Here is a 25,580-nt window from a genome sequence, read left to right as displayed (position 1 = left end):
CCGGCGTGCTGGAGGCGGGCAAGGTGTTTGTCGAGTTCGAGCCGCAGTCGCGCATCGAAGGCGATGTGCAGCAGATGCCGGCGGACTTCGCCGTGACCGAGTTCTGGCGCGTGCTGAGCGGCCAGGCCCAGGGCCGCGAGAGCGCCGAGCAAATCACCGTGTTCGACTCGGTGGGCTTTGCGCTGGAAGACTTCTCGGCCCTGCGTCTGCTGCGCGATGTGGCGCGTGAGCTCGGCCTGGGCCAGGAGGTGGGCCTGATCCCGGCCATGGCCGACCCCAAGGATTTGTTCGGCCAGCTGCGGGCCGAAAGCACCCAGGCGCTGGCGGCCTAACTTTTAAAAGCGGCGGCCAGCAGGCGATCCAGCTCGGCCAGCGGCAGGGCCAAGCGCGCCTCGGCTCCGCCCGCGACTTCGCGCTGGGCCGCGCCCCAGACGGGGTTAGGGAAATGGCTGTCCCAGTCAAAGCGGGCAATCACATGCCAGTGCAGATGCGGCACCATATTCCCCAGGCTGGCCAGATTGATCTTGGTGGGCCGCAGCTGCTCAAGCAGCACCCGCTCCACCGTGGCCACCGCCTCCATGCAGGCGCTGCGCTCGGCTTGGGACAGGGCGCTGAACTCGGCGATATGGGTTCCGGGCCCTTGCCAGATCAGGCGGTAAAACGCCGGGAAGTTGGCATCGTCCAGCACGCGGATCAAGCGCCATTGCGGCGTTTGATGCACCAGCAGGCCGCCCGCTTCGAGGCACAAAGGGCAGGTGTTGGGCGTATGGCTCATGGGAATGGCTGCGAGGCATGACTAAGATGGCGGCACTGTAAGCCAACACAGAGATCTTCCATGCCGCCCAAAGCCCGAAGCACCGCCCCGGTTCGCCGCCGCCCCCTTCTTCTACTTCAACTCGGCTCGGCCCTGCTGGCTGGCCTGCTCCCCATGCTTGCCACGCCGGCGCGGGCCGACAACGCCGCCTGGCCCAACAAGCCGATCAAATGGATCGTGGCCTACCCGGCCGGCGGCGGCTCCGACTTTCTGGCGCGCCAGCTGGCGCCCTATATGGGCAAGCAGCTGGGCCAGACCTTCATCATCGACAACCGCCCCGGCGCGGGTGGCAGCATAGGCACGGACGCGGCGGCCAAGTCGGCCGCCGATGGCTACACCTTGCTGACGGGCGATAACGGTGCCATGGTCTTCAACAGCGCCATGTACAAAAAGCTGCCCTACTCGCCCAGCGACTTCACGCCGGTCGGATTCATGGCGCGCTTTCCTTTGATGCTGGTAGTCAACCCCAGCTCGGGTTTCAGCAGCGCCAGCCAGTGGCTGGCCGAACTGAAAAAGAACCCCGGCAAATACAGCTATGCCTCGCCCGGCATCGGCAGCCCGCACCATCTGGCCATGGAGCTGATCAAGGAGCGCAGCCAGACCTTCGTCGTCCATGTGCCCTACCGCGGCACCGCGTTTGCGATCCAAGACCTGATGGCCGGTGTCGTGCCCATGGCCATTCTGGACACCGCCGCCAGCCTGGCGCAGATTCGCGCCGGCAAACTCAAGCCCCTGGCCGTGCTGAGCAAAAAACGACTCAATCAACTGCCCGATGTCCCCACTTTTGAAGAGTTAGGACTGAAGGGCGTCGATGTGTCGGCCTGGCAAGGGCTGTTCGTGCCCAAGGGCACGCCCGAGCCCATCGTCCAGCGCCTGACGGCGGAGATGAACAAGGCCATCAAACTGCCCGAGGTGAAGGCCCGCTTGGAGGAGTTCGGTCTGCAGGTCGACCCCAGCGACGGCCCCGCCCTGGGCCGCTTTGTGCAACAAGAAACCCAGAGCTGGCATGCGCTGATCAAGGAGCGCAAGCTCTCAGCGGAGTAAGTTCAGTGGCTGGCGGCCAGCACCACCCGCTCGGAGTGCTGCAAATAGTCCTTCAACAAGGCCGCACTCTCGGCCAGCTGGCCGGCCTCGAACAATTCCAGAATCCGCTGATTGGTCTCGATATAAGGCCCGTGCAAAAGGGCCGAGTCCTTCAGCAGCCCAAAGGCCAGGCGTAGCTCGGCCAGCATCTGCTCAAACATGGCGTTGAGCCGCTGGCTATCGGCCAGGCGCACGATGGCCAGGTGGAAGGCCATATTGGCCGTGCCCACGCCGCGCCAGTCGGCCGCCTCGCGGCAAGCCTTGGCCTGCTCCACCGCCGCGCGCATCTGCTGCCGCGCCGGGTGCTGCGGGTAGGCCTGGGCCAGGGCCTGGCATTCGATCAGGCGGCGCAGGCGGTAGATGTCCATGATGGCCGCCGCCGTGGGCGTGGCCACCGACACCCCACGATTGGGCGCATGCACCAGCAAGCCCTCCTGGGTGAGGATGCGAAAGACCTCGCGCAAGGTATTGCGTGAGATCTCCAGGCTCTCACTCAGCGCCGCCTCCGACAGGCGCTGCCCCGGCAAAAACTCCCCGTCAAAAATCTTTTGCCGGATCACATCGGCCTTGCGTTGGTTCAGCGTGAGCGGGCTTGCGTCTTTTTGAAGGGTTTGCGTCATACCGGGGCGTCAGAGGTGGCGGCACCGGCTCGCAGAGCAAGCACGGCGCAAATTCTTGCGGGCGATTCTTTCACATCGGGGCCAGCCGGGCCGAGGGTATGTCCGAATGCCTGCAATCGACGATTGTTGAGCACAATACAAATATTGTTCAACAATTCCTGCACACAAATGAGCGGGATGAGAGCAAGCCACAGACCCAGGCAATGGGCGAGGCGTTCAGGGACCGGCGACTTTTGACCCCACAAAGGAATCACATGATTCAGGACCTCAATCTATGGCCACTCATCGGGGTGGCGGTCATCGTCGCGGGCTTCGTCCTGCGCTTCAACCCCATGCTGGTGGTCATCACCACGGCCGTGGCCACCGCCCTGGCGGCGGGTTTTGACCCCACAAAAGTGCTGGCCACCATTGGCGCGGGCTTTATCAAGACCCGCAATCTGCCCCTCATCATCTTGCTGCCCCTGGGCGTGATCGGCCTGCTGGAACGCCACGGCCTGCGCCAGCACGCGCAGCGCTGGATCGCCAGCATCAAGTCCGCCACCGCGGGCCGCTTGCTCTTGGTCTATCTGGCCGCACGCCAGCTGACCGCCGCCATGGGGCTAACCAGCTTGGGCGGCCACCCGCAAATGGTGCGCCCCCTGCTCGCTCCCATGGTGGAAGGCACGGCCGAGACCCGCTACGGCAGCCTGCCCGAGCGCATACGCTACAAGCTGCGCGCCTACGCGGCGGCGACCGACAACGTGGGCCTCTTCTTCGGTGAAGACATCTTTGTGGCCTTCGGTGCCATCGTCTTGATGACCACCTTCCTCAGCGAGGCCGGCATCACGGTCGAGCCTCTGCATATCGCCCTGTGGGGCATCCCCACGGCCATCGTCGCCTTCCTGATCCACGCCTGGCGTTTGATACGGCTGGACAAGGCCCTCAACCGCGAGCTGGGCGCAGCCAAGGACGGAGAAGAAGGTAGCAAATGATCATCTCCATCCAACACCTCTACTACCTGGTGGGCGGCATTCTGCTCATCATGTCGGCCATGACCCTGGCCGACAAAACACACCCCAAGCGCTTCAGCAGCGGCTTGTTCTGGGGCCTCTATTCCCTGGTGTTCCTGGTCGGTGAAAAGCTGCCGCCCACCTGGGTGGGCGCGGGCGTGATCCTGATGGCCTTGATCGCCGGCTTTGGCGGCGTGGGCTCAGGCCGCCACATCGAACGCCGTGCCGAAGACTATCTGGCCGCCGCCAAGCGCCTGGGCAACAAGCTCTTTCTGCCGGCATTGACCATCCCCTTGGTCACCGTCGCCGCCACCTTGTCGGCCAAGCATCTGATGGTGGGCGGTGTGCCCCTGCTGGACCCCAAGAACACCACCTTGATCGGTCTGGCCCTGGGCTGCATCAGCGCCTTTGCCATCACCTGCTGGATGACCCGCGAAAGCCCTGTGCAAGGCATGCGCGAATCGCGCCGCCTGACCGACGCACTCGGCTGGGCCCTGGTGCTGCCGCAGATGCTGGGCATGCTGGGCCTGGTGTTCTCCGACGCCGGCGTGGGCAAGGCCGTGGCTTACGTCACCACCAGCTATATCAATATGGACATCCGCTTCGTCGCGGTGGCCGTCTACGTCCTGGGCATGGCCTTGTTCACCGTCATCATGGGCAATGGCTTCGCCGCCTTCCCCGTCATGACAGGCGGCGTGGGCGTGCCGATTCTGGTGGGCGTATACGGCGGCAACCCGGCGGTGATGGCGGCCATCGGCATGATGTCGGGCTATTGCGGGACGCTGATGACGCCCATGGCCGCCAACTTCAATATCGTGCCCGCCGCGCTCTTGGAGTTGCCGGACAAGAATGCCGTGATCCGCGCCCAAATACCCACGGCCCTCACCCTGCTGGTGGCCAATGTGTTCCTGATGTACTTCCTGATGTTTTGAACCATGCAGATCGATCTGAATAGCGACCTCGGCGAGAGCTTCGGTGCCTGGCGCATGGGCGACGATGCGGCCATGCTGGGCTTGGTCAGCAGCGCCAATGTGGCTTGCGGCTTCCATGCCGGTGACCCGGCCGGCCTGCTGGCCACCCTGCGCCAGGCCGCCCAGAGCGGCGTGGCCGTGGGCGCCCATGTGGCCTACCGCGATCTGCAAGGTTTTGGCCGCCGCAAGATGGAGGTGGACAGCGCCGACCTGATCGCCGATGTGATCTACCAAATCGGCGCCCTGCAGGCCCTGGCCCGCGTGGCGGGCACCCGGGTCAGCTATGTGAAGCCGCATGGCGCGCTCTACAACACCATTGCCCAAGACCCCCGTCAGGCGGCCGATGTGATTCAAGCGATCTTGGCCGTGGACGCCAGCTTGACGCTGGTAGGCTTGGCTGGTTCGCCCCTGCTGGCCTGGGCGCGTGCGGCGGGCCTGCCCGTGGTGGCCGAGGCCTTTGCCGATCGCGCCTACACCGCCACAGGCGCCTTGGTCTCGCGGCGTGAACCCGGCGCCGTGCTGCACGACGCAAACCTCATCGCTCAGCGCATGCTGCGACTGGTGCGGGACGGCGTGGTCGAGGCCATAGACGGCAGCCTGATCCACTTGCAGGCCGACTCCATCTGCGTGCACGGCGACAGCCCCGATGCCGTCGCCATCGCCACCCAGGTGCGCGCCACGCTGGAGCAAGCAGGCGTGCAGATCCACAGCTTTGCGGCCTGATCAGCATGCGATTCCTTACCGTCAATTTGGACGCCATGCTGGTGGAGCTGGCCGATCTGGAAGAGACCCTGGCCCTCTTGCACTCGCTGCAAAGCGAGCCCCTGGCCGGGGTGGAAGAGCTGGTGCCGGGCGCGCGCACCGTGCTGATCCGCTGGCGCCCAGCGGCCACAACGATGGCGCGCCTGCGCGAAGAGATCCTGGCTCGCGACCTCAGCAACAGCGCACGCGCGGCCGGCCGCCTGATCACGATTCCCGTCGACTACCAGGGCGAAGACCTAGCCGAGGTGGCGGCCCTGCTGGACATCAGCCCAGCCGAAGTGATTGAGCGCCATACCGGCGCCGAGTACAGCGTGGCCTTCACCGGCTTTGCGCCCGGCTTTGCCTACCTCAGCGGCGGCCACCCGAGCTTTGACGACATGCCCCGCCGCGCCACACCGCGCACCCGCATTCCGGCGGGCGCCGTGGGCCTGGCCGGCTGTTTCAGCGGCATCTACCCGCAGGCCAGCCCTGGGGGGTGGCAAATCATCGGCCAAACCCCCGGGGCCATGTGGGACCTCAGCCGTGCCCAGCCCGCCCTGCTGCAACCGGGCGACCGAGTCCGCTTTGTGGACATGGCCAAAGCGGGCTACCACCCCAAGCCAGCCTCGGCGCCGATTCAAGCCGACGCCGCTCAGGCCGAGCCCAGCGCCAGCGCCTTGGAAGTGCTCGCCACTGGCCTGCAAACCTTGTTCCAAGACCTGGGCCGCAAGGGCCTGGCAGGCCAGGGCGTCGCGGCCTCGGGCGCCATGGATCAAGCGGCCTTGAAGAGCGCCAACCGACTGGTGGGCAATGCCTCCAACACGGCCGCACTCGAAGTCCTGGGCGGCGGCCTGAAGCTGCGCAGCCGGGGCGAGAACGTGGTGGCGGTGACGGGGGCTGCCCTGGCACTCACACTGACCGAGGCAAACGGCCGCAGCTGGCCGGTGCCAAGCCATCAAGCCCTGGCCCTGGCCGACGGCGACACGCTCGACTTGGGCGCCCCCAGTGCCGGCCTGCGCAGCTATCTGGCTGCACGCGGCGGCTTCACCGTCACACCGGTGTTGGGCAGTTGCGCGACCGACACCCTGGCCCGCATCGGCCCGCCGCCCTTGGCCGTGGGCGATGTGCTGAACCTGCATCCGCCTCGGGGTGCGGCGGTGGTGAGTGCCCCTGAAACTCACCCTCCCAAGCTGCCCCACCCCAACGAGACCATCACCTTGGACATCGTGCTGGGCCCCCGCGATGACTGGTTCAGCCAAGAGGCCTTGGATCTGCTGTGCAGCCAGGCCTGGCAGGTCACGCCGCAGAGCAATCGCATCGGCCTGCGCTTGGCAGGTGAGCAAGCCCTGCAGCGCAGCGTGCAGCAGGAGCTGCCCAGCGAAGGCACAGCTTGGGGCGCGATCCAGGTCCCGGCCAATGGCCAGCCGGTGCTCTTTTTGGCCGACCACCCGCTCACCGGCGGCTACCCCGTGATCGCCAATGTGGCGAGCTACCACCTCGATCTGGCGGGGCAGATTCCTGTTCATGCTTGGCTGAAGTTTCGGCCGGTCACACAAGGCTCTTGATGATGATAAAAAAAGTTCTGATCGCCAATCGAGGCGAAATCGCCGTCCGCATCGCCCGCGCCTGCGCCGACTACGGCGTGCAGTCCGTCGCCGTGTACGCCGATGCCGACCTGAACGCCTTGCACACCCGCATGGCCGATGAGGCCTATGGGCTCGACGGCCAGCGGCCCGCCGACACTTACCTCAACATCGAAAAGCTATTGGCTGTTGCGCGCCGCAGCGGCGCCGATGCGGTGCATCCGGGCTATGGCTTTTTGTCGGAGAGCGCGGCCTTTGCTCAGGCCGTGCTGGACGCGGGCCTGATCTGGATCGGCCCCTCGCCCGCCACCATCGCCCTGCTGGGCGACAAAATTCAGGCCCGCCAACTCGCCATGCAGGTGGGCGCGCCCCTGGTGAAGGGCACGGCCGAGCCGGTACAGGGTGCCGCCGAGGTGCTGGCCTTTGCCGAGCAGCACGGCCTGCCCATCATCATCAAGGCGGCGTTCGGCGGCGGCGGGCGCGGCATGAAGATCGCCTGGCGCATGGACGAGGTGGCGGAGCTGTATGAGTCCGCCCGCCGCGAGGCCATCACCGCCTTCGGCCGTGGCGAGTGCTTTGTCGAGCAGTATCTGGACCGGCCCCGCCATATCGAGGCCCAGGTCTTGGCCGACAGCCAAGGTCAGGTCCTGGTGCTGGGCACGCGCGACTGCTCCTTGCAGCGCCGCAATCAAAAACTGGTCGAAGAATCTCCCGCTCCCTTTCTCACTCACGAGCAACGCGAGCGCATCCACCAGGCCGCCCACGACATCTGCGCCGCTGCCCATTACACCGGCGCAGGCACGGTGGAGTTTTTACTAAGCCAAACGGGCGCCATCACCTTCTTGGAGGTGAACACCCGGCTGCAGGTGGAGCACACCGTCACCGAGCAGACCACCGGCATCGACCTGGTCGTGGAGCAGCTGCGCATCGCCGAGGGCCTGCCGCTGCGCATCACGCAAACGCCCGAGCCCCTGGGCCATGCCTTCGAGTTCCGCATCAATGCCGAGGACGTGGGCCGCGGCTTTCTGCCCACGCCCGGCTTGATTCAGCGCTTCGAGCCGCCCTCGGGGCCCGGCGTGCGCCTGGACTCGGGGGTGGAGAGCGGCTCCACCATCCCCGGCAGCTTCGATTCGCTGATGGCCAAGCTCATCGTCACCGGCGCCACGCGCGCGCAAGCCATTCAAAGAGCCCGCCGCGCCTTGCGCGAGTTCCGCATCGAGGGCGTGGCCTCGGTCCTGCCCTTTCACCGCGCGGTGATGGAGCACGCAGACTTTGTCTCCGAAGACGGCTTCAAGGTCCACACCCGCTGGATAGAAACTGACTTCGCGACCACGCTGCAGGCGGCGGCGCGGGCCGAGCCAATGGCGGACAACAGCCTGCAGCGCCTCTACGTCGAGATCGACGGCCGCCGCGTCAGCCTGGGCCTGCCGACCGAGTTGCTGCGAGGCCTGGGCCATCAAGCCCATTCGACCGAGCCCGCAGCCGACCCGACCAAGGCCGTAGACACGCTGGCCGTGCCCGCACCGATCGCCGGCAATCTGCAATCCTGGGCCGTCGCCGACGGTCAAGAAGTCACAGCCGGCCAGACCCTTGCCGTGATGGAGGCGATGAAGATGGAAATGCAAGTGACGGCGCAGCGCAGCGGCAAGCTTAGGCATTTGGCTGAGGCTGGAACTTATGTGCTGCAGGGCGCCAGCTTGGCCCGGATTGAGTAGGCCCGAGGCTTAGCCCGGCTGGGCTCCCGCAAGCTCAGCAGCGGCAGCAGCAGCCCGAGCTTCGATGCTCGGCAACTGCGCCTGCATCAGCATCGCGGCGGCTTGGAACTCAAAGGCCTCAACACAGGTCTTTAACTCCAAAAAGTGCTCGCCCAGGGCTTGCTGCAAGCTCGCCAGATGCTCCTGCACAAACTCGAAGGCCTGTCCATCGTCTTCTCGCAGCAGGGCCAGCAATGAATGGCAGAGCCGGGCCAGGTCTTGCTCGTCGGCAGAGGGCTGGCCGCTAAGGCCTGGGCTGGCGGGAAACGCCCGCCGCAAGCCCTGCACAAGCGCCATGACCTGTTGAACGACCTTGTTCAAGGCCGGCTCGAGCAACAGCAGTTCGGCCGCCGTGGGCGCGGACTCGACACAACGCCTCAGCCGGTTTTCCAAACTCCCCGCCGACTCTTGCAAGTCGCTGGCAGCGATATTGCCGGCCACCCCTCTGAGGGTGTGCGCGGCACGTTCGGCCGTGGGCCAATCGGCAGCGGCAACGCTGTCCTTCAGCTCGGCCAAATAGCTCGCATGAGCCTCGACAAAACGCCGCAGCAAGAGGGTGTAGAAACTCGCCTTGCCATTCAGGCGCGACAGGCCTAACTCGATCTCTAGGCCGCTCACGGGCATGAGCAGCACCTGGGCCGCAATGGCAGGCAGCTCAGCCGCGCTGGCCGATGCGGACTCAAGAGGCGCGGCGTTTGGCGGGCTGCGATTGGCATCAGGCGGCACCCATTGATTGAGTGCCCGCCACAGCAAGGCGGGCTCAATAGGCTTGCTCACGTAGTCGTTCATGCCGGCATCCAAGCACAGTTGCCGGTCCGAGCCCATCGCATTTGCGGTCATGGCGACCACGGGGAGTTGGGCGTTGCGCGGGTCTTCACGCAGCTTTCGAGTGGCTTGCAAGCCGTCCATGACGGGCATCTGCATATCCATCAACACCAGATCGTAGGCTTGACCCTGTTGATGGGCCTGGTCGATCTTGGCCAGGGCAATGGCGCCATTGTCAGCAATATCGACCCTGAATCCCTCATCCGTCAGCAACTCAAGCGCGACCTGCTGATTGATGGCGTTGTCTTCCACCAGCAAGAGGCGGGCGCCGCGGATATCTGACCGCACCTGGACAAGGTCCTTGCCCAAAGCGACCGGCTTGCTCGCGTAGCCCACATGGCCCAGCAGATTCATCATCACATCAACCAAGGTTGACGGATTGACCGGCTTGACCAGCACATGGGAGATGCCCACCTCGCGAGACTTTTGCGCCACTTCTTCCCGGCCAAATTGAGTCACCAACACCAGCTTGGGCCGCGGCTCAACAGGGGCTTGTTGGATCAAACGGGCCGTCTCAATGCCGTCCAGATGAGGCATTATCCAATCCAGCATGACAAAGTCGAAGGGCGCCTTGGCACTGGCGGCATGCGAAAGCCTGTCCAGGCCCGCCGCCCCGGAATGCTCAATCTGCACCTCAAAACCCAGGAGGGCCAGATTCTCGGCCAGCACGGTGGCGGCCGTCGGGTTGTCATCGATCACCAGCACCCGCTTGCCCTGCGCATCTGCGGGGGTGAAGTTGAGCTTGCGACGCTCGCCCAGGCCCAGTCTGCAGGTGAACCAAAACACCGAGCCCTGACCAGGCACGCTGCTCACCCCCACCTCACCACCCATCAGCGCAGCCAGATGTTTGCTGATGGCCAGGCCCAGGCCGGTGCCGCCGTATTTGCGGGTGATGGAGGCGTCTGCCTGGTTGAAGCTGCGGAACAACAGCGCCTGTTGGGCCTCGGTCATGCCAATGCCGGTGTCGCGCACCGCGAAGCGCAGCATCACCTCTTGATCGCTTTGCTCCAACACCGTCAGATCAAGCTCGATCTCGCCAGTCTCGGTGAACTTGAGGGCGTTATTGCAGTAGTTGATCAAGATCTGCCCCAGGCGCAACGGGTCACCGACCAGCCCGAAGGGCACATCGGGCGCGATGCGCCAAATCATCTCCAGCCCTTTGGCGCTGACCTTTTCAAGCAAAAGGCTGGACAGGTTATCCAGCACCCGCTCCAGGTCAAATGGCATTTGCTCCAACTCCATCCGGCCGGCTTCCACCTTGGACACATCGAGAATGTCGTTGATGATGCCCAGCAGGTGCTGACCCGCTTGTTGAATCTTGTCCAGGTAGTCCCGCATGCGCTGACTCGGATCCAAGCGCAGAGCCAGGCCGGACAGGCCGATGATGGCATTCATGGGGGTGCGGATCTCGTGGCTCATATTGGCCAAGAACTCGCTCTTGGCCTGGGTGGCGATCTTTGCCACCTCCAGCGCCTCGGCCAACTCCACATTGGCCGAGGCCAAGACTTCGGCCTTTTCGCGCGCACGCCGCTCTTCGACCTCATGCACGGCAGCGTCCGCATGACGAAGTTCCCGCGCCATCATCACCCCGAATGCAACCAGTGACAACAAAGACAGAACGCCGAAGAAATAAGTGCTGTTACGCGAGCGTTCGGCCTGCTCAAGAATGCGCTGCGTGGTCTCGTTAGCCTCCTGAGTAATCAAGGCCACATACTGGGTGGTGAGTTCCATTCGCTTGCGAGACACACCGTCCAATTGCGCGTTGATGATGCGTATGGTGTCTTCAATCTGGTAGGAAAAGGCATAGCCCGAAGCTTCCTTGATCAAGGGCAGCGCTTGCTGTTGAACCTGCTTCAGTTCGCGCAGTACCCGTAGGTTGATTTCTCCCTGAGGCACGGCCATGAACTCGTCCAACAAACGCCCAAAAGCCTCGGTCGATTCGACGCTGGTCGAGTACGAGGATTGCATCTTGGCAGGCTCTTGCGACAGCCCCAAACCGCGCACCGCAATGTCTTGCCGCATCACCAACTGCAGCATGGTGTTGGCTTTTTGGGTGGCGGCCTGCACCCTCACCAAATTGGCATAGATCGCGTCCACAGCCACCTGGCCGTTGCGCATATTGACGACGAACACCAGGAGCAGGATCAGGGTCAACAAACCCAGGCCTGCGACCCGTTTGGGATGACGGGACTGCAGGCTGAAAGGCGCCGAGACGTTCTTCTCAACCACGACGACTCAAACGCCTAGGAGGCTTCAAGCTGGCGATTCATTCAGGCAAATAGACACCGGCGCAAAAAGCCAAATCCGCCCAGGGCTCAAAGTAAGTGGTTTTGGACTCGATGACGTTGGTCGTGGGATTGGGCCATTTGTAATTCACCCAGCCCGGCTTACCCAGGCGCGCCAGCTTTTGCAGGTTCAGCACAAAGGCCTGGCCATCAGCGTCACGAATACCGGTGAGATCCTTGCCCAAGAGGCGCGGATTGATGCCATGTGCCACGGTGAAGCCCGTCTTCAAATCGCTGATCCAAACATAGAGATCACGATCGCGATAGGGCCCTTTCGCGTCCATGATGGCCGCATAGGTCTTTTCTGCACCGTCGCGCTTGAACTGGGCAATGGCTTTTTTGACCATGGCGACGGCCTCTTCGCGACTGGCCCGCTTGGCGGTTTCTGCTGAAGCGGCGACTTCGCCCGCCCAGCAGTGCTGGCCACTCCAAAGACCGGAGGCCAAACCCACAGCGGCAACTGAGCCCGCAAGAAAGCTTCGACGATCCATTGGCGTTTGCATCATGCGAACTCCCATTGAAAGGGGTGTAAAGGCCAGGTCAACCCGAGGCTTAGCGGCTCAGAAACACTGTCGGTTGATGCACTGGGCATGGCCAAGAAGCATGTCCGATGGGGTTCAAAAGACCTTTTGAAGTCAGGGTCGCCTTGCAACCATCATGCAAGCTTATTCATTTCTTGTATAGGTTTTTGGCTGGCAACTAAGCGCCTACCTAGGCGCAATCGTGCAATGAAGCACAGCCCTGGCCTAAAGAAGCGTGCCCAATCGCCAAGGCGTGCAAGCTCAGCGCCTAATCTATGGCAGCAAGAGCGGCAGTCAAAGGGCGATCAATGTCCAGCACCTTCAAGGCATCAGAAGGAGCGTTTCGCCAGCGTGACTCAGGTCAATCAGCGCGCTGCGCCCCTATTGGGGATCCACTTGGCGGGAGAGCAAGTCCTCCGCTTCATTCGACAATCGCTGCAGCCCCAAGGCTAAACGGCCGGCGGCTAGGGGGTAAACATCGCCATCGAGCTGAGCAAAGGTATTGGCAAACTGCTGCGCATCCATGGCCAAGATTGTGTGAGCCGAGACAGAATCCGCTGAGTTGAACGCCTAGCTTTAGCAACGGGAAACGAGCAGAAAAGCCGACATCATTTGCTCCCCCCGCCTTAGGAGTCGCCTTGAGCGCAGGCCTCCTACATTGAGTCGACCGTCGCGTCTTGCTGCACGCAATCAAGCAGGCAGGCTCGACGGCAGAGGCCTGCCCAGCGGCCCGCCCAGGCGGTGGCGCTGCGCCCGCAGATCAGTTGATTCGATTCAAGCAGACTCGGAGAACAGCTCATGTCCACCCACACGACCCACAAGCCCGCCGGCGCCCTCGCTCAATTTGCACTACCCATCAACGCGCATGCCGAACCGGGCGCGCAGCTCAAGTCCTACCCCCAAGCGGGGGCCAAGGGCCTGGACAAAGCCCAAGGCTCGACGCAGGCCGAGACCGCCAGCGCCATGGTGCTGGGCCAAGCCATGGCGGCGTCCAAGCTGGACCCAGCCGGTGTTTACGCGCTGAAGGACCCGCAAGGGCGCGTGCTCTGCGTGGACGGCGCAGGCTCGGGCACTTGGAACTGGGCTTTCATGGGTCAATACACCGACTACCCCCAAGATGTCTTGCCCCTGTCCGTCTCGTCCGACCCGACACAGGGGCCCGCCAATCTCAGTATTCAAAGCGGCGGCCTGAGCTGGCCCCTGCACGCCAACGGCAAGTCAAGCAACTGGGAATGGACCTTTTGGGCCAGTTCGGGTTATGGCGAGGGCTATCCCGTGATGGGCTTGAGCGCCCAGCTCAGCCAGACCAATCCGGATGGTTCGCAAAGCTATAAGCTGGCTTGGAACAATGCCGGCACCACCATGCATCTGGCCGCCGACGCCGGCTCCTGGAACTGGCTCTATGTCTCGGGCAGCAATGCCGGCAGCCAGTACACCTTTCACAAATTCTTCGTCATCAAGAACAAGGTGGAGCAACTGTTCCAAAGCACTTGGCCCGGCTCCTCTTTCGTCTACTCGGCCTTCAATACCGGGGACGAGTTCTACGAAGCCATCTCCGACACCCAGGCCGGCACCATCTATCAAGAGTCCGGCCTGCGCAACTACAAGTGGAAGAACGAGGTCTTCGACTGCGATGACTTCAGCTATGTCTACAAGGCCCAGGCTTCCAAGACGGCCTACGCCAGCAGCGCCGAATTCGGCTATGCCATCGGGGTGATCTTTGGCCGCACCTCCACCGGTGCACATGCGGTCAACGTCTTTGTGGACACACGCGGTCAGGTCAGAATCATCGAACCGCAAACCGGTGGCATCGTGGCCGGCAAGGACTGGAAGGACGGCAATGGCGAGGCCTACAAGCCCTACTTTGTGCTGATGTAGCCCCAGGCCGGCCGCTACTTGCCATCGCTCATCGCGCGGCGAATCGCCTCCCTCGCGATGGGCTCCATCAGCAAATAGCCCGCCTCATTGGGATGCACGCCATCCGGCCCCAACTCGGGCTTGAGGCCACCGCTCTCAGTGGCCATGGGCGTGTAGTAGTCGGCGTAGACAAGGCCTTGGGCTGCGGCATAGGCCCGCAGCCAGGTATTCATCTCGCGCACGGCTTGGGCCGGCTTGAGTTCGGGCCGCCAATCAAAGCGCTCGGTCGGCAAGATGGAGGCCAGCACCACTCGCAAGCCATGGCGCCGTGCCAGCTCCACCATGGACTGGATATTGGCTTGCAAGTCTTGCTTGGAGACCGGCCCGCGATTGCCGGCGATGTCATTGGTGCCCGCCATCAGGTGCAAGACCTTGGGCCGTAAATCCAGCACATCGGCGCGCAGACGCAAGAGCATCTGCGCCGTGGTCTGACCCGAGATGCCTCGGCTCAAGTAACCCGGCTCCATGAACTCTCCCGGCCCGCCACGCCCCTGGCGTCGCCCCCAGCCCTCGGTGATGGAGTCGCCCATAAAGACCACCACAGGCCCGCTCTTGTGCGCAGCCAGCCAGGCCTTGTTGGCGGCTTGATAGCGACACAGGCCCGCCCAATCCTGCGTTTGCCACAGGCCATGGCGCTCGGCCTCGGCGGCAGCTGCCACACGCGCCTCGATCAGGGCGCAGGGTTGATCGACCAAGCCTTGCGTCTGCGCCTGAGCGGCACCTGCACACAGGGAGGCAAGGCCGACTAGGCCGAGCAGATGTTTGAACAAGGGAGAACGGCGCGGCATGAGTATTCCTGGGGCTGAGGGCGCTGCATGCGCGCAGCCTGCCCATTGTGAAGGGACAAAATGCCGACACTCAGATGGCCCTGACTGGGGGAAACCCAGGCGGCCCGCTTGCCTGCGCCTAGGGCTTGATCCGCCTCAAGCATTCCGCTCCCTTGTCCTGGGGATAGCAAATGGCGCCGCAATGCTTATGGTTGGGCCCAGCGGTGATGTTGCCGCCAGGAGAAGTCAATGCCTCGCCTTAGCACTCGCTGTATCCCTGCTGCCGCCTTGCTGGGCAGCCTGTTTGCCCTCGGCGGCCTGCCGGAAGCTGGGGCGACAACGCCCAGTCATTTGTATGAACTCAACGGTAGCTTTGCCGATGCCCTGGGCGGCCCCGCGCTGAACCCCCTGGGCGGCTCGCTAGGTGCCAGCAGCTACAGCTTTGCCGCCAACCAAGGCCTCAGCCTGGACAACGCGGTGGGCAGCTCGATCTACACCATAGACACCAGCTTTGCCCTGGATCAAACCAATGGTTATCGCCGCCTGCTGGACTTCAAAAATGCCCTCAGTGACACCGGCCTCTACAACCTGTCGACCGCACTGAACTTCTACAACGTCGCCACCGGCGGGAGCGGCGCCTTCGCCAACGGCCAGACCGTGCGCCTGACTGTCAGCCGCGATGCGGCGGGCAATTTCTCCGGCTATATCAACGGTGTCTTGCAGATCAGCTTCAATGACACGGCGGGTTTGGCTCAGTTCAGCGGCCCCAATCAGGTGGCACGTTTCTTCGTCGATGACAACGCCGTGGGCGGCGAAGCCTCGGCCGGTTCGGTGGACTACATCGCCATCTACGACACGGCCTTGTCGGCCGCCGAGATCGCCAATCTGCATCCGGCTGTGCCTGAGCCTCAAAGCTATGCCTTGCTGCTGAGCGGCCTGGCCGCCCTGGCCTGGGTCAAGCGCAGGACGGACAAACAGCGCTGAGGCGCACTCGCTTCAGACGAAAAAAGGCCCGCTCGAAGCGGGCCTTTGCTTTTGCTGACGCCAGGCTCAAACCAGCACGCGCTCGATGCCGCCCGCATTGGCCTTGGCCACATACTCCGGCATCCAGTTCTCACCCAGGATTTGGCGCGCCATCTCGACCACGATGTAGTCGGCTTCCAGCAGACCGTTTTGCAAATCACCGCCGTAGCGGCTGAGACCTTGCAAGCAGCTGGGGCAGCTGGTGAGGATCTTGAGGTTGTCGGCCGCCGCCACCTTGCCGCTGTCGCGCAACAGGGTCTCGGTCTTGCGCAACTCTTCTTCCTTGCGGAAGCGGATCTGGGTGGAGATGTCGGGCCGGGTCACGCCCAGGGTGCCGCTCTCGCCGCAGCAGCGCTTGCTCTCCACCACGTTCTCACCCACCAAGGCCTTGACGGTCTTCATGGGCTCTTGCAGCTTCATGGGCGAGTGGCAGGGGTCGTGGTAGAGATAGCTCGTGCTTGAGCCCAGGGTGATGCCTTTCTCCAGCAGGTACTCGTGGATGTCGATGATGCGGCAGCCGGGGAAGATGTCCTCGAACTTATAGCCCTGCAGCTGGTCGTAGCAGGTGCCACATGAGACCACCACGGTCTTGATGTCCAGGTAGTTGAGCGTGTTGGCGACGCGGTGGAAGAGCACCCGGTTGTCGGTGATCATCTTCTCGGCCTTCTCGAACTGGCCGCTGCCGCGCTGGGGATAGCCGCAGCAGAGATAACCCGGCGGCAGCACGGTCTGCACGCCGGCATGCCAGAGCATGGCCTGGGTGGCCAAGCCCACCTGACTGAACAAACGCTCGGAGCCGCAGCCGGGGAAGTAGAACACCGCCTCGGTGTCGGCATGGCTGGCGACCGGGTTGCGGATGATGGGCACATAGTCCTTGTCCTCGATGTCCAGCAAGGCGCGAGCCGTCTTTTTGGGCAGGCCGCCGGGGAGCTTTTTGTTGACGAAGTGAATCACCTGCTCCTTGATGGGGGCGGCGCCCACGGTGGCGCGAGGCGCGACCGTCTGCGCCTTGGCAAAGCGCTTGAGCACATCGTGGGCCAGGCGCTGAGCCTTGAAGCCCACGCCCACCATGGCGGCACGGGCCAGCTTGATGGTCTCGGGCTTGCTGGCATTGAGCATGAACATGGCGGCGGCATTGCCGGGGCGCCAGGTCTTCTGGCCCATCTTGCGCAAGAGGTTGCGCATATTCATGGTCACATCGCCGAAGTCGATCTTGACCGGGCAAGGGTTGGCGCATTTGTGGCAGACCGTGCAGTGGTCGGCCACATCCTCGAACTCCTGCCAATGCTTGATGGAGATGCCGCGGCGGGTTTGCTCCTCGTACAGAAAGGCCTCGACCAGCAGGGAGGTGGCGAGGATTTTGTTGCGCGGCGAATAGAGCAGATTGGCGCGCGGCACATGGGTGGCGCAGACCGGCTTGCATTTGCCGCAGCGCAGGCAGTCCTTGATCGAGTCGCTGATGGCGCCAATATCGCTCTGCTGCATGATCAGCGACTCATGCCCCATCAGGCCGAAGCTGGGCGTGTAGGCATTGGTCAGGTCAGCAAAAGTCGTCATAGACTCAGGCCCGCCCAGACGCAAGAGCTTGCCCTTGTTGAAGCGGCCTTCGGGGTCGATGCGGGCCTTGTAGTCGGCAAAGGGTGCCAGCTCGGCGTCGCTCAAGAACTCCAGCTTGGTGATGCCGATGCCATGCTCGCCGGAGATCACACCGTCCAGGCTGCGCGCCAGCTTCATGATGCGGGCGACGGCCTCGTGGGCCGTTTGCAGCATCTCGTAGTTGTCGGAGTTGACGGGGATGTTGGTGTGCACATTGCCGTCACCGGCATGCATATGCAGGGCCACCCAGACGCGGCCACGCAGCACCTCGCCGTGGATGCGCTTGCACTCGGCCAGGATGGGCTCGAAGGCGCCGCCGTTGAAGATGGCTTGCAGGGGCTTGAAGATCTGCGTCTTCCAGGAGGCACGCAAGCTGTGATCTTGCAGCTGATCGAAGAAGCTGCGCTCGCCCTGCACTTCACGCGGCAGGTCTAACTCGTTCTTCCAGCGCAACCACTGCGCACCCACCTCGTCCAGTAAGGCCAGGGCTTGCTGCACCCGGTCACCCAGCAGCTCGGCGCTGGGGATGTCGCCCGCGTCATCGCTCTTGCCCAGAGGCAGCTTGCCCTGGCGGAACAGGGCTTGCAGGGCCTGCACCAGGGCCAGCTTGTTGCGCAGGCTCAGCTCGACGTTGATGCGCTCGATGCCTAGGGTGTACTCGCCCATGCGGGGCAAGGGGATGACCACATCCTCGTTCACCTTGAAGGCATTGGTGTGCTTGGAGATGGCCGCCGTGCGCTTGCGGTCCAGCCAGAACTTTTTGCGCGCATCGGCCGAGACGGCGATAAAACCCTCGCCGTTGCGGCCATTGGACAGGCGCACTACCTCGGAGGTGGCGCGGGCCACCGCGTCGGCATCCTCGCCGACGATATCGCCCACCAGCACCATCTTGGGCAGGCCGCCGCGCTTGCTCTTGGTGGAGTAACCCACGGCCTTCAGGTAGCGGTCGTCCAGGTGCTCCAAGCCAGCCAGCACCGCGCCTCCCGGGCGCTTGGCCTCGGTGAACATGAAGTCCTTGATGTCCACGATGGCCGGCACGCAGTCCTTGGGATTGCCAAAGAACTCCAGGCAGACGGTGCGCACATGGGCCGGCATCTTGTGCACGATCCAGCGGCAGCTGGTGATCAGGCCGTCGCAACCTTCCTTCTGAATGCCGGGCAGACCGGCCAGGAATTTATCGGTCACGTCCTTGCCCAGGCCTTCCTTGCGGAAGATGCGGCCGGGGATGTCCAACCTCTCGGTGCGTTCCAGCTTCTTGCCGGTGGCGTCGAAGTAGCGCAGCTCAAAGCTGGCCGTCTCCACATCATGGATCTTGCCCAGATTGTGGTTCAGGCGAACCACCTCCAGCCACTTGGCCTCGGGCGTCACCATGCGCCAAGAGGCGAGGTTGTCCAGCGCCGTGCCCCAGAGCACGGCTTTCTTGCCGCCCGCATTCATGGCCACATTGCCGCCCACGCAGGAGGCCTCGGCGCTGGTGGGGTCGACCGCGAACACAAAGCCATGCTGCTCGGCCAGATCGGCCACGCGCTGGGTCACCACACCGGCCTCACTCCAGATGGTGGCCACCGGCTTGTCGAGGCCGGGCAAGACCAGCATCTCCACGCCCTTGAGCGCCTCCAACTTCTCGGTATTGATGACGGCGCTATTCCACACCAGGGGCACGGCGCCGCCGGTATAACCGGTGCCGCCGCCACGCGGGATGACGGTCAGGCCTAGCTCCACACAGCTCCTGACCAGCTGGGCCATCTCGGCCTCGGTATCCGGCGTCAGCACCACAAAGGGGTACTCGACCCGCCAGTCGGTGGCGTCGGTCACATGGCTGACGCGGGACAGGCCGTCGAACTTGATATTGTCTTTTTCGGTGGACTTGGCAAACAGCTTGCTGGCGCGGCGGCGCAGCTCGGCCACCTGCTCAAACTGGCGCGCAAACTGCTGCACGGCCACCCGGGCGGCGGCCAGCAGCTCGCCCACATGCGCATCGCGCTGCGCGTCGGTGCTGGGGTCGCGGCGGCGCTCCACCTCGTGCAGGCGGTGCTCCAGGGCCTCGATCAGCAGGGCCCGGCGTTTCGGGTTGTCCAGCAAATCGTCTTGCAGATAGGGGTTGCGCTGCACCACCCAGACATCGCCCAAGACCTCGTACAACATGCGGGCCGAGCGACCGGTGCGCCTCTCCTCGCGCAGCTGGTTCAGCAGCTCCCAGGCGCGATGGCCCAGCAAGCGGATGACGATTTCGCGGTCGGAGAAGGAGGTGTAGTTGTAGGGAATCTCGCGCAGGCGGGGGGCGCGGTGGGAAGACTCGGCGTCTGACTCTTGGCCGGGGACAGCGGGAGTGTTCAGGTCTTGATCGGCGGGCATCAGGGGATGCGGTGCATTCATGGCATACGAGCGCGGCAAAGCGCTCTGATTGGGCGGCGGCCCCGCCCTGCCTGGGGCGCAAGCAAGACAGAGGGACGCGCAGCGAAGCTGAGAATTTGCGAGCTCGTTTGAGTCTGAATCTGAGGGCTTGCGGGCCCCAGCCTGGCTTGTGGCCCGGCTCAGAGAGGTGCAAGCCTTGCACGGAGTACCCAGCACGGTGTCGCGGGTCGCCGAAAAGCCTCAAAAGCAATGCCCGAATCCTACCGCAGTGCAGCATGGCGGCCTCGCTACGCCGCAATTGCCCTTGGCCCCTGGCGGCGATTGCGCCCAAGCGAAAACAGTCCAGTTTCTCTATGAAACAAGGCTCAAATTCGGGCCGTCACCGATTGACGGCATGGGCCCAGCTGGCGGTCAATGACTACAGAACGCCCGCTCTTGCGGCCCAAATCGCGAATTTGCAGGGCTCAAATGTCACAATCCTGGTTTAGCGTTAAGGCTCGTTCTTTTTCGTTTTACCGTTTTTTGCTGTTCGCTTCATTCCCCTTCTGATTTTTTCGGAGCACCCCTGATGAAACTCCAACACCTTGGCGCCGCCCTGCTGATCGCGGGCCTGGCGCAAAACGCCAGCGCTCAAACCGAGATCCAATGGTGGCATTCCATGGGCGGTGCCCTGGGCGACTGGGTGAATGATCTGGCCAAGGACTTCAACGCCAGCCAGAAAGAATTCAAGATCGTGCCCTCCTACAAGGGCAGTTACGACGAATCCATGACCTCGGCCATCGCCGCCTTCCGGGCCGGCAACGCACCGCACATCCTGCAGGTCTTCGAGGTCGGCACCGCCACCATGATGGCCAGCAAGGGCGCCGTGATCCCGGTCACCGAGGTGATGAAGCAGGCCGGTGCCAAGTTCGACCCCAGCGTCTATGTGCCCGCCGTGGCCGGTTATTACACGGCCGCCAATGGCCAGATGTTGAGCTTCCCCTTCAACAGCTCGACCACCGTGCTGTTCTACAACAAGGACGCTTTCAAGGCCGCCGGTCTGGACCCCAACAAGGCCCCCAGCACCTGGCCCGAGGTGGCTCTGGCCGCCGCCAAGCTCAAGGCCAGCGGCGTCAAATGCCCATTCACCACCAGCTGGGTCAGCTGGACCCAGCTGGAGAGCTTCTCCGCCTGGCATAACGTGGAGTACGCCAGCAAGAACAATGGCTTTGGCGGCCTGGACACGCGGCTGAACTTCAACACGCCCTTGCATGTGCGCCATATTGAGAACTTGGCCAATATGTCCAAGCAAGGCCTGTTCGTCTACAAGGGCCGCGGCAACTCGGCCGACGCCACCTTTGTCTCGGGCGAATGCGCCATGCAGACGGCCTCCTCCAGCCTCTACGCCAACGTCAAGAAGAACGCCAAGTTCGGCTACGGCATGGCCCCCCTGCCCTTCTACCCCGATGTGCCCGGCGCACCGCAGAACACCGTCATCGGTGGCGCCAGCCTGTGGGTGATGTCGGGCAAGAAGGCCCCCGAGTACAAGGGCGTGGCCGCTTTCTTCAACTACCTCTCCAAACCCGAGGTGGCGATGGAAAGCCATAAGCGCACCGGCTATCTGCCCGTCACCAAGGCGGCCTATGAGTTGACCGAGAAGAGCGGCTTCTACAAGGCCAACCCCGGCACCGATGTGGCCGTGACCCAGATGATTCGCAAGACCACCGACAAATCACGTGGCGTGCGCCTGGGCAATTTCGTCCAGATCCGCACCATCGTGGACGAAGAGATGGAAAACGTCTGGGCCGGCAAAAAGGCCCCCAAGGAAGGCATAGACGCCGCCATCAAGCGCGGCAACGAGCAGCTGGAAAAGTTCCAGAAGGCCAATAAAGGCTAAGACGAAGTGTCTTAAGGGGTATCACCCGCCCTGGCTCCAAGCCGCCAAGCCCTGACCGGTTTTGGCGGCTTTTCTACTCTGCCGCAAAACGGCCCCTGCCTCCTCCCCTCCAAGCCGGGCCGACAGACCTCAGGCTGAACCTCAGCAGAAACCACCACAAGATGGCTCTCGAAAAACGCGTCCTCTTCAAATCCTCCTGGCTGCCCTGGGCCTTGCTCATGCCGCAGCTGGTGGTCATCACCGTCTTCTTCTTCTGGCCCGCCGGCCAGGCCGTGCTGCAGTCGCTGCAGCAGCAAGACGCCTTCGGCATGTCCACCGAGTGGGTGGGCCTGGACAACTTCCGCGCCCTCTGGGCCGATGAAAGTTATCTGGCCTCCTTCAAGACCACCGCCGTCTTCTCCATCCTAGTGGCGGTCCTTGGTCTGAGCATTTCCTTACTGTTGGCCGTGATGGCCGACCGCGTGGTGCGCGGCGCCCTGGCCTACAAGACCCTGCTGATCTGGCCCTATGCCGTGGCGCCTGCCATCGCGGGCGTGTTGTGGATGTTCATGTTCGCCCCCTCCATCGGCGTGGTGTCCTACGGCCTGAACGCCCTGGGCTTTGAATGGAATCACCTGCTCAACTCCGGCCACGCCATGACCTTGGTGGTGATGGCGGCCGTGTGGAAGCAGATCTCCTACAACTTCCTGTTCTTCCTGGCGGGCTTGCAGTCCATCCCCAAGTCCTTGATCGAGGCCGCGGCCATCGACGGTGCCGGCCCCTGGCGCCGCTTCTGGAGCATCGTCTTCCCCCTGCTCTCGCCCACCACCTTCTTCTTGCTGGTGATCAACATCGTTTACGCCTTCTTTGACACCTTCGGCATCATCGACGCGGCCACCCACGGCGGCCCAGGCAAGGACACGGCCATCCTGGTCTACAAGGTCTATTACGACGGCTTCAAGGCCATGGACCTGGGCGGCTCGGCCGCGCAGTCGGTGGTGCTGATGGTCATCGTCATCACGCTGACGGTGCTGCAGTTCCGTTACGTCGAAAAGAAAGTGCAGTATTGAAATGATCGAACGCCGCCCCGCCCTCACCCTGCTCTCACACCTGGTTCTGATCCTGGGTGTGATGATCGTGGCCTTCCCGCTCTACATCGCCTTCATCGCCTCGACCCACACAGCCGATGCCATCGTGCAGGCGCCCATGCCCTTGCTGCCCGGTGGGCATCTGATCGACAACTACACGGCCGCCTTGTTCGGCAATGCCAGCGGCGCCGGCTCCAAGGCGCCGGTGGCGCAGATGATGTGGGTCAGCCTGGTCACCGCCCTGGTGATCGCCATCGGCAAGATCGCCATCTCCCTGCTGTCGGCCTTTGCCATCGTCTACTTCCGCTTTCCCTTCAAGAGCTTTTTCTTCTGGGCCATCTTCGTCACGCTGATGCTGCCGGTGGAAGTGCGCATCGGGCCCACCTACCAGGTGGTGGCGGATTTGGGCCTGCTGAACAGCTACGCCGGCCTGACCGTGCCTCTGATCGCCTCGGCCACCGCCACATTCTTGTTCCGGCAGTTCTTCATGACCGTGCCGGACGAGTTGGTGGAAGCCGCCCGCATCGACGGCGCCGGACCCATGCGCTTCTTCAAAGACGTGCTGCTGCCGCTCTCCAGCACCTCCATCGCCGCCCTGTTCGTGATCCAGTTCATCTACGGCTGGAACCAATACCTGTGGCCGTTGCTGGTGACCACGCAAGAAAACATGTACCCCGTGGTGATCGGCATCAAACGCATGATCAGCGGCGGCGACGCGGCCAATGAGTGGAACATCATCATGGCCACCGCCATGCTGGCCATGATCCCGCCCGCCCTGGTCGTCATCCTGATGCAGCGCTGGTTCGTCAAGGGACTGGTCGACACAGAAAAATAGGAGTCTTGCGACGTGCTCTGGCCCCACCGGTTAGAGATTCCCCAAGCTCAACAAAACACATCCAAAGAAAAAACATGGCAAGCATTTCTCTTCGCAAAGTCGTCAAGCGCTACGGCGCAGGCGCCAAGGCTGTTCAAGTCATCCACGGCGTGGACGCCGAAATCGCGGACGGTGAGTTCATCGTCATCGTCGGCCCCTCGGGCTGCGGCAAGTCCACCTTGCTGCGCATGGTGGCCGGTCTGGAAGAAGTCTCGGATGGCGAGATCGCCATCGGCCCACGCGTGGTCAACAACATTGAGCCGGCGGACCGCGACATCGCCATGGTGTTCCAGAACTATGCGCTCTACCCGCATATGACGGTGTTCGCCAATATGGCCTATGGCCTCAAGATCAAGAAGGTGCCCGAGGCCGAGATCAAGGCGCGGGTGGACAAGGCTGCGAAGATTTTGGAGCTGGGCCATTTGCTGGACCGCACGCCGCGCCAGCTCTCCGGCGGCCAGCGCCAGCGCGTGGCCATGGGCCGCGCCATCGTGCGCAACCCGCAGGTCTTTTTGTTCGACGAGCCCTTGTCCAATCTGGACGCCAAGCTGCGCGCCCACACCCGGTTGGAGATCCAGAAGCTGCACCGCGAACTCGGCGTTACGTCTTTGTTCGTGACCCACGATCAGGTGGAAGCCATGACCTTGGCCCAGCGCATGATCGTGATGAATGGCGGCCATATGGAGCAAATCGGCACGCCCGAGGACGTCTACGCCCGCCCCGCCACCACCTTTGTGGCCGGTTTCATGGGCTCGCCACCGATGAATTTGCTCAAGGGTCAGGTGCTGGGCGACAGTCGCCAGCAGTTCAGCCTGGGCGGGGTCACGGTGAACCTGCCCGCTGCTGCCCCGCGGGCGGGCGAGCTGATCATGGGCCTGCGCCCTGAGCATCTGGACCACTGGTCGCATGAAGCCAGCACAGCCAATGCCTGGCCGCTCAAGGTGGAGATGATCGAGATGCTGGGCGCCGAGCGCCTGGTCTACGGCCGCCTGGGCAGCGAGATGTTCACCCTGCGCATCGACGGCACGCACAAGCCTCCCGCCCTGGGCGACACCGTGTATCTGCAGGTCAGCGACAAGCATCTGCACTGGTTCGACCCGCAGACCACCCGCCGGGTAGACTGAAGCCATGAACGCCGAAAGCCCCACAAGCCCCGAAAGCCCTAGCAGCAAGAACTGGCCCCTGCCCTTTTGGATCGCCCACCGGGGCGCCGGCAAGTTGGCCCCCGAGAACACCTTGGCGGCCTTCCGCCTGGGGGCCAGCCACGGCTACCGGGCCTTCGAGTGCGACGTCAAACTCAGCCGCGACGGCCAGCCTTTCTTGCTGCATGACGCCACGCTCAATCGCACCAGCAATGGCCGCGGTCGGGCCGGCGATCTGAGCTGGGCCGAGCTGAGCTTGCTGGACGCCGGCAGCTGGCATAGCCGCGCCTACGCGGGCGAACCCCTGCCCAGCCTGGAGGCGCTAGCGCAATACATCATCGGCAATCGCTTCGCGCTCAATATCGAGATCAAGCCCACACCCGGCCTGGAGTTGCGGACCGGCCAGGTCGTGGGCCGTGAGGTCTTGCGGCTCTGGCAGGGTTCGGGTCTGACGCCGCTGTTCAGCTCCTTCAAGCCCGAGGCCCTGGCCGGCGCGCGCGAGACCGCGCCCGAACTGCCGCGCGGCCTGCTGCTGGACGGCCTGCACGAGGGCTGGCTGGAGCAGGCGCAAAGCCTGGGCTGCGCCGCCGTCATCAGCAACTACGCGGCCATGGACAAGGCCGTGATTGAGCGCATTCACGCCGCCGGCATGAAGGCCCTGGTCTACACCGTCAACGACCCCGCCACCGCCGCCTGGCTGACGGGCAATGGGGTGGACGGCATCATCACCGACGCGGTGGACAAGTTCCCGCCGGTTTGATTTTTCTTCAAGTTCCC

Annotated in this window: 19 protein-coding genes and 1 pseudogene; 14 read left to right on the top strand and 6 right to left on the bottom strand. The window is 63.5% G+C overall.

The annotated features are described in order from the left end of the window. Positions 1-332: pseudogene (locus DBR47_RS25050) on the top strand (ornithine cyclodeaminase); the annotation flags it as partial. Here DBR47_RS25050 and DBR47_RS15335 read toward each other — a convergent pair. Continuing rightward, positions 329-775: an HIT family protein gene (locus DBR47_RS15335; protein WP_124451570.1), complete on the bottom strand. Its 447-nt coding sequence runs from the start codon at positions 773-775 to the stop codon at positions 329-331. The pseudogene DBR47_RS25050 and the gene DBR47_RS15335 overlap by 4 nt on opposite strands. A 60-nt stretch (positions 776-835) precedes the next feature. On the opposite strand from DBR47_RS15335, the gene DBR47_RS15330 reads away from it, so the two are divergent. Continuing rightward, positions 836-1,858: a tripartite tricarboxylate transporter substrate binding protein gene (locus DBR47_RS15330; protein ID WP_231512329.1), complete on the top strand. Its 1,023-nt coding sequence runs from the start codon at positions 836-838 to the stop codon at positions 1,856-1,858. A 2-nt stretch (positions 1,859-1,860) separates the two neighbouring features. On the opposite strand, the gene DBR47_RS15325 is transcribed toward DBR47_RS15330, so the two are convergent. Continuing rightward, positions 1,861-2,517 (bottom strand): GntR family transcriptional regulator, encoded by a 657-nt coding sequence (locus tag DBR47_RS15325; RefSeq protein ID WP_124451568.1) that lies wholly within the window; start codon positions 2,515-2,517, stop codon positions 1,861-1,863. A gap of 254 nt (positions 2,518-2,771) precedes the next feature. Here DBR47_RS15325 and DBR47_RS15320 point away from each other — a divergent pair, with 254 nt between their 5' ends. The 5 genes from DBR47_RS15320 to DBR47_RS15300 are packed head-to-tail and all read left to right on the top strand — an operon-like array spanning position 2,772 to position 8,516. Further along, positions 2,772-3,488, top strand: a complete 717-nt coding sequence (locus DBR47_RS15320; protein ID WP_124451566.1) for a DUF969 domain-containing protein — start codon at positions 2,772-2,774, stop codon at positions 3,486-3,488. Then, positions 3,485-4,438: a DUF979 domain-containing protein gene (locus tag DBR47_RS15315; protein ID WP_124451564.1), complete on the top strand. Its 954-nt coding sequence runs from the start codon at positions 3,485-3,487 to the stop codon at positions 4,436-4,438. The genes DBR47_RS15320 and DBR47_RS15315 overlap by 4 nt, the downstream gene beginning before the upstream one ends. A 3-nt stretch (positions 4,439-4,441) precedes the next feature. Then, on the top strand, positions 4,442-5,200 hold the full coding sequence (locus tag DBR47_RS15310) for a LamB/YcsF family protein (RefSeq protein WP_124451562.1): 759 nt from the start codon (positions 4,442-4,444) through the stop codon (positions 5,198-5,200). Between the two features lie 5 nt (positions 5,201-5,205). After that, a complete protein-coding gene (locus tag DBR47_RS15305; RefSeq protein WP_124451560.1) occupies positions 5,206-6,783 on the top strand; it encodes a 5-oxoprolinase/urea amidolyase family protein in 1,578 nt (525 codons plus the stop codon). 5 nt (positions 6,784-6,788) lie between these two features. Then, positions 6,789-8,516, top strand: coding sequence for a biotin carboxylase N-terminal domain-containing protein (locus DBR47_RS15300; protein WP_124451974.1), 1,728 nt, complete (start codon positions 6,789-6,791; stop codon positions 8,514-8,516). A 9-nt stretch (positions 8,517-8,525) separates the two neighbouring features. Here the strand turns inward: DBR47_RS15300 and DBR47_RS15295 are convergent, their stop codons facing one another. Then, positions 8,526-11,609, bottom strand: a complete 3,084-nt coding sequence (locus tag DBR47_RS15295) for a hybrid sensor histidine kinase/response regulator (RefSeq protein WP_124451558.1) — start codon at positions 11,607-11,609, stop codon at positions 8,526-8,528. Between the two features lie 37 nt (positions 11,610-11,646). After that, positions 11,647-12,156 carry a cache domain-containing protein gene (locus tag DBR47_RS15290; RefSeq protein ID WP_124451972.1) on the bottom strand — a complete coding sequence of 170 codons (510 nt, stop codon included), beginning with the start codon at positions 12,154-12,156 and terminating at the stop codon, positions 11,647-11,649. An 828-nt stretch (positions 12,157-12,984) separates the two neighbouring features. Between DBR47_RS15290 and DBR47_RS15285 the strand changes: the two genes are divergently transcribed. Then, entirely contained in the window at positions 12,985-14,064 is a 1,080-nt protein-coding gene (locus tag DBR47_RS15285; RefSeq protein WP_124451556.1) for a lectin MOA-related protein, read from the top strand. Between the two features lie 14 nt (positions 14,065-14,078). Here DBR47_RS15285 and DBR47_RS15280 read toward each other — a convergent pair whose 3' ends face one another. Further along, positions 14,079-14,891 (bottom strand): GDSL-type esterase/lipase family protein, encoded by an 813-nt coding sequence (locus DBR47_RS15280; protein WP_124451554.1) that lies wholly within the window; start codon positions 14,889-14,891, stop codon positions 14,079-14,081. A 228-nt stretch (positions 14,892-15,119) separates the two neighbouring features. On the opposite strand from DBR47_RS15280, the gene DBR47_RS15275 reads away from it, so the two are divergent. Continuing rightward, the gene (locus tag DBR47_RS15275) at positions 15,120-15,854 is read left to right on the top strand and encodes a LamG-like jellyroll fold domain-containing protein (RefSeq protein WP_124451970.1); all 735 of its coding nucleotides are present in this window, start codon (positions 15,120-15,122) and stop codon (positions 15,852-15,854) included. A 66-nt stretch (positions 15,855-15,920) separates the two neighbouring features. Here DBR47_RS15275 and DBR47_RS15270 read toward each other — a convergent pair whose 3' ends face one another. Beyond that, the gene (locus tag DBR47_RS15270) at positions 15,921-19,865 is read right to left on the bottom strand and encodes a DUF3683 domain-containing protein (protein WP_370454924.1); all 3,945 of its coding nucleotides are present in this window, start codon (positions 19,863-19,865) and stop codon (positions 15,921-15,923) included. A 547-nt stretch (positions 19,866-20,412) separates the two neighbouring features. On the opposite strand from DBR47_RS15270, the gene ugpB reads away from it, so the two are divergent. The 5 genes from ugpB to ugpQ all read left to right on the top strand — a co-directional run bounded on the left by ugpB (position 20,413) and on the right by ugpQ (position 25,563). After that, positions 20,413-21,720, top strand: a complete 1,308-nt coding sequence (gene ugpB, locus DBR47_RS15265) for a sn-glycerol-3-phosphate ABC transporter substrate-binding protein UgpB (protein WP_124451552.1) — start codon at positions 20,413-20,415, stop codon at positions 21,718-21,720. 161 nt (positions 21,721-21,881) lie between these two features. Beyond that, positions 21,882-22,769 carry a sn-glycerol-3-phosphate ABC transporter permease UgpA gene (gene ugpA / locus DBR47_RS15260; protein ID WP_124451550.1) on the top strand — a complete coding sequence of 296 codons (888 nt, stop codon included), beginning with the start codon at positions 21,882-21,884 and terminating at the stop codon, positions 22,767-22,769. Position 22,770: 1 nt separating this feature from the next. Continuing rightward, entirely contained in the window at positions 22,771-23,622 is an 852-nt protein-coding gene (gene ugpE, locus DBR47_RS15255; RefSeq protein ID WP_124451548.1) for a sn-glycerol-3-phosphate ABC transporter permease UgpE, read from the top strand. 74 nt (positions 23,623-23,696) lie between these two features. After that, the gene (locus DBR47_RS15250; RefSeq protein WP_124451546.1) at positions 23,697-24,785 is read left to right on the top strand and encodes a sn-glycerol-3-phosphate import ATP-binding protein UgpC; all 1,089 of its coding nucleotides are present in this window, start codon (positions 23,697-23,699) and stop codon (positions 24,783-24,785) included. A gap of 4 nt (positions 24,786-24,789) precedes the next feature. Then, positions 24,790-25,563, top strand: coding sequence for a glycerophosphodiester phosphodiesterase (ugpQ, locus tag DBR47_RS15245; protein ID WP_124451544.1), 774 nt, complete (start codon positions 24,790-24,792; stop codon positions 25,561-25,563). Positions 25,564-25,580 lie beyond the last annotated feature (17 nt).

It is taken from the genome of Paucibacter sp. KBW04 (genome assembly GCF_003852425.1).
Lineage (GTDB): Bacteria > Pseudomonadota > Gammaproteobacteria > Burkholderiales > Burkholderiaceae_C > Paucibacter_A.
This window is presented reverse-complemented; position numbering and strand designations above follow the sequence as displayed.